Consider the following 4,797-nt stretch of genomic DNA (forward strand, 5'->3'; position numbering starts at 1 on the left):
CGAGTATTTCGTTAATCAGCAAAGAAGCCGGAGTATCAACGGGGATTATCAACCACTATTTCGGTGGTAAGCACGGATTGCTGGAGGAAACGATGCGCGAAATCTTGCGTCAGCTTTCGTCCACCATCACGCAGAAGTTGCGTGAGCTGCCAAGCGATGCTCATCATCAGAGAATTAATGCCATCATTGACGGTAACTTTGTCGGCTATCAGGCAGAAAACCAAGTTGCTAAGACTTGGCTAGCGTTCTGGTCGTACTCAATGCATGACGAACAGCTTAAGCGTTTGCAGCGTGTCAATGAACGACGTTTATTGTCCCACCTAAGAAAAGAACTCAAAGCATTATTAAATGCAGAGCAGGCCGAACTGGTTGCTCATGGTATTGCGTCACTTATCGATGGTATTTGGCTGCGCGGAACGCTCAACCCGCAAGGCATTGATGCAGAAAGAGCGAGAATCATCATCAACGACTATCTCGACAAACAACTTACGTTTTATTCTGAAAAAATATAAAAGTCACAGGTCTTCAAAATGGAAATGAAAGCACACTATATCAATGGTGCGATGTACAACGGGTGTTCAGATGAGCACTTCACCACTTACAATCCGGCGAATGGTGAGCCATTGGCCAACATTAAACAAGCGAACCAAGACGATCTCGAAGCGGCGATTGAGTCGGCAAAGAAAGGTTTTGCTGCATGGTCAGCAATGACTGCGATCGAGCGTAGCCGTATTTTACACAAAGCCGTTGCCATTTTACGTGAGCGTAATGACGAGCTGGCTGCATTAGAAGTGGCAGATACTGGTAAGCCAATTCAAGAAGCTATCGCGGTTGATATAACAACAGGTGCCGATGTTCTTGAGTACTATGCGGGTCTTGCTCCAAGCTTGCAAGGTGAACAGCAGCCACTCAGCGAAGACCAGTTTTTCTACACACGTCGCGAGCCATTGGGCATTTGCGCAGGTATTGGCGCTTGGAATTATCCAATCCAAATAGCGATGTGGAAATCGGCGCCAGCACTGGCTGCGGGTAACGCAATGATCTTCAAGCCATCAGAAGAAACACCATTAACGGCGCTTAAGCTCGCCGAAATTTATTCAGAAGCGGGCATGCCAGATGGCGTATTTAATGTCGTGCAAGGGGATTACCGAGTAGGACAGATGCTAACGGCGCATCCTGATATCGCAAAAGTGTCATTCACGGGTGAGTCAGGCACCGGTAAAGTCGTCATGAGTGACAGCGCTAAGACACTAAAACAAGTAACGATGGAGCTTGGTGGTAAGTCTCCACTGATTATTTTTGATGATGCGAAGTTAAACGATGCCGTTTCTGCGGCCATGGTGGCGAACTTCTACACCCAAGGTGAAGTTTGTACGCACGGTACACGCGTATTTGTCCATGAAGGTATTTATGACGACTTTATCGCACAACTTAAAGCCCGAACCGAGCTGTTAGTCGTCGGCGATCCGCTTGATGAGAACACGCAGATTGGCGCGCTGATCTCTAAAGATCATGAATCGAAAGTACTAGGAGCGATTGAAGCCGCGAAAGTGAGTGGCGCGACGTTACTGACTGGCGGCTACAAAGTAACAGACAATGGTCTAGCTAATGGTAACTTTGTTGCTCCAACCGTATTTGTCGATTGCGATGATGACATGAGCCACGTTCAACAAGAAATCTTTGGCCCGGTAATGTCAGTTCTGAAATTCCGCGATGAGTCGGAAGTGATTGCGCGTGCAAATGGCACCGATTATGGCTTAGCGGCAGGTGTATTTACTCAAAACCTATCTCGTGCGCACCGTGTGATCCATCAAATTCAAGCGGGTATTTGTTGGGTGAACACATGGGGTGACTCACCTGCGGAAATGCCAGTTGGCGGCTACAAGCAATCAGGTGTTGGCCGTGAAAACGGAGTCGAAACCCTTAAACATTACACGCAAACGAAGAGTGTTCTGGTTCAGCTAAGCGACTTCGAAAGCCCTTACAAATGATACCAATCGTAGTAGATAACTGACCACTTTAGCTTGTTAAAATGCTCGATAACTGCGTTGTCAATTTTGATTGTAGGCTAACTACTTATCGAAAATTTCCGCCTTGTTCTCAAGCATTTTTCCTACGCTAATTTCGTTCACTTACCTACTGTGATTGGTATTAACTCCTAGGAGAATCAAATGCAACAACACTACGATTATATCATCGTCGGTGCGGGTTCGGCCGGCTGTGTGTTAGCGGATCGCTTAAGTGAAAGTGGTCAATATTCGGTCCTATTACTCGAAGCGGGTGGGTCGGATAAAAGTATTTTTATCCAAATGCCGACGGCGCTTTCTTACCCGATGAACACTGAAAAATACGCGTGGCAGTTTGAGACGGTTGAAGAGCAAGGGTTGGATGGCCGTCAACTTCATTGTCCTCGCGGGAAAGTTCTGGGCGGTAGTTCGTCTATCAACGGCATGGTTTACGTTCGTGGACACGCTTGTGACTTTGACCAGTGGGAAGAGGAAGGCGCGAAAGGCTGGAATTATCAATCGTGTTTGCCTTATTTCCGTAAGGCAGAGTCTTGGATTGGTGGTGCTGATGAATACCGAGGCGATAACGGTCCAGTCGGCACATGTAATGGCAACGATATGAAGCTCAATCCGCTGTATCAAGCTTTTATTGATGCAGGCAAAGAAGCGGGCTACCCAGAAACAAAAGATTACAACGGTTATCAGCAAGAAGGCTTTGGCCCAATGCATATGACCGTTGACAAAGGCGTACGCGCTTCAACCTCTAATGCATACTTAAGCCGTGCTAAAAAACGCAAAAACTTCACCCTAATGAAGAGGGTGACGGTTCATCGCGTTTTACTAGAAGAAACAGGCGCCGAAGGCAAGAAAGCGGTTGGTGTTGAATTTGAAAAATCAGGTTCAGTTCAGCAATGTTTTGCGAATCATGAAGTGATTTCGAGTGCTGGCTCGGTAGGCTCTGTGCAGCTACTACAACTTTCAGGCATTGGCCCTAAAGCAGTATTAGAGAAAGCGGGCATTGAGGTGAAACATCCGTTGGAAGGGGTAGGTAAAAACCTGCAAGATCACTTAGAAGTGTACTTCCAATATCACTGTAAGCAACCTATCACGCTCAACAGCAAATTAGGTTTGGTGAGCAAGGGCTTGATTGGCACCGAATGGATATTAACTCGCAAAGGCCTTGGGGCTACTAACCACTTTGAATCATGTGCGTTTATCCGTTCTCGTGAGGGACTAAAGTGGCCAAATATTCAATATCACTTTTTGCCAGCGGCAATGCGTTATGACGGACAAGCTGCTTTTGACGGTCATGGTTTCCAAGTGCACGTTGGACCTAACAAGCCCGAAAGTCGCGGCTCGGTCGAAGTTGTCTCTGCGAATCCGAATGATAAGCCGAAGATTGAGTTTAACTACATTTCCACTGAACAAGATAAGCAGGATTGGCGTGATTGTATTCGCCTTACTCGCGAGATCCTCAATCAGCCAGCCATGGATGAGTTTCGTGGTGATGAGATCCAGCCGGGTCTGAATATCACAACGGATGAACAAATTGATGAATGGGTGAAGCAGAATGTCGAGAGTGCTTACCATCCATCTTGTACCTGCAAAATGGGCGCAGACAATGACCCATTAGCAGTTTTGAATGAGCGATGCCAAGTACGCGGTATTCAAGGCTTGCGTGTGGTGGACTCTTCTATTTTCCCAACCATTCCGAACGGTAATTTAAATGCGCCAACTATTATGGTGGCAGAACGTGCCGCGGACATGATTTTGGATAACGCCCTGGAAACGTCGAATAACGCACCAGTTTGGATTGCACCGAACTGGCAAGAGATGCAACGAATGCATCCGCCAAAAAGAGATCTCGATTCGATCTCATAAAAACGAAAAAAGTCAGTAATCATTACAAGGAATTCAATATGTCTAAGATGACAAAAATCTTCTCAACAATCGCACTAAGTACTTTAGCAACAGGCGCTTATGCCAACCAATGTGAAACAGTACGTTTTGCAGATGTAGGTTGGACCGACATTACAGCGACCACCGCCGTGACATCTGAGCTGCTAAAAGGGTTGGGGTACAAAACGAAGACCGATCTACTATCGGTACCTGTTACTTACTCTTCTATGGCCAATGGCGATATCGACATTTTCCTAGGTAACTGGATGCCAACGATGGAAGGTGACATCGCGAAATACCGTGATGCAGGTACCGTTGAAACCGTACGAGCGAACCTCGTCGGCGCAAAATACACACTCGCGGTTCCAAAATACGTTTATGACGCTGGCGTGACCAACTTCGCTGACCTAGTAAAACATGCCGACAAATTTAAAGACCGCATTTACGGCATTGAACCAGGTAACGATGGTAACCGCTTAATTCAGTCAATGATTGATAGCAACGCATTCGGCCTAAAAGACTTCAGCCTAGTTGAATCCAGCGAAGCTGGCATGGTGTCTCAAGTATCACGTGCTGCGCGCCGCAACCAATGGATTGTGTACCTAGGTTGGGCCCCGCACCCAATGAACAGCAACGTTGAAATGGAATACTTAGCGGGTGGTGACGACTTCTTCGGCCCTAACTACGGCGGCGCGAATGTGTACACAAACGCACGTAAAAACTACCTTGCTGAGTGTCCAAATGTAGGTCAGCTAGTGAAAAACCTAGAATTCAACCTAGAAATGGAAAACGAATTGATGGAAGCGATTCTCAACCAGAAGCAGAAACCGTCGAAAGCAGCACAAGCATGGTTGAACGCAAACCAAGAACAAATTGAAGCGTGGCTAGAGGG

The 4,797-nt window shown here is 46.8% G+C and carries 4 protein-coding genes; all 4 read left to right on the plus strand.

Annotated features, from left to right (window positions below; all coding sequences use genetic code 11):
- The coding region (betI, locus tag CAG69_RS11460; protein WP_161444257.1) for a transcriptional regulator BetI at positions 1 to 512 on the plus strand (512 nt) is incomplete at its 5' end.
- Between the two features lie 18 nt (positions 513 to 530).
- Positions 531 to 1,991, plus strand: coding sequence for a betaine-aldehyde dehydrogenase (gene betB, locus CAG69_RS11465; protein ID WP_161444258.1), 1,461 nt, complete (start codon positions 531 to 533; stop codon positions 1,989 to 1,991).
- Between the two features lie 180 nt (positions 1,992 to 2,171).
- On the plus strand, positions 2,172 to 3,887 hold the full coding sequence (gene betA / locus CAG69_RS11470) for a choline dehydrogenase (protein ID WP_161444260.1): 1,716 nt from the start codon (positions 2,172 to 2,174) through the stop codon (positions 3,885 to 3,887).
- 38 nt (positions 3,888 to 3,925) lie between these two features.
- A partial coding sequence (locus tag CAG69_RS11475; protein WP_161444262.1) for a choline ABC transporter substrate-binding protein occupies positions 3,926 to 4,797 on the plus strand: 872 nt, incomplete at its 3' end.

This window comes from Vibrio sp. V43_P6S15P86, assembly GCF_009904725.1.
GTDB lineage: Bacteria > Pseudomonadota > Gammaproteobacteria > Enterobacterales > Vibrionaceae > Vibrio > Vibrio diabolicus.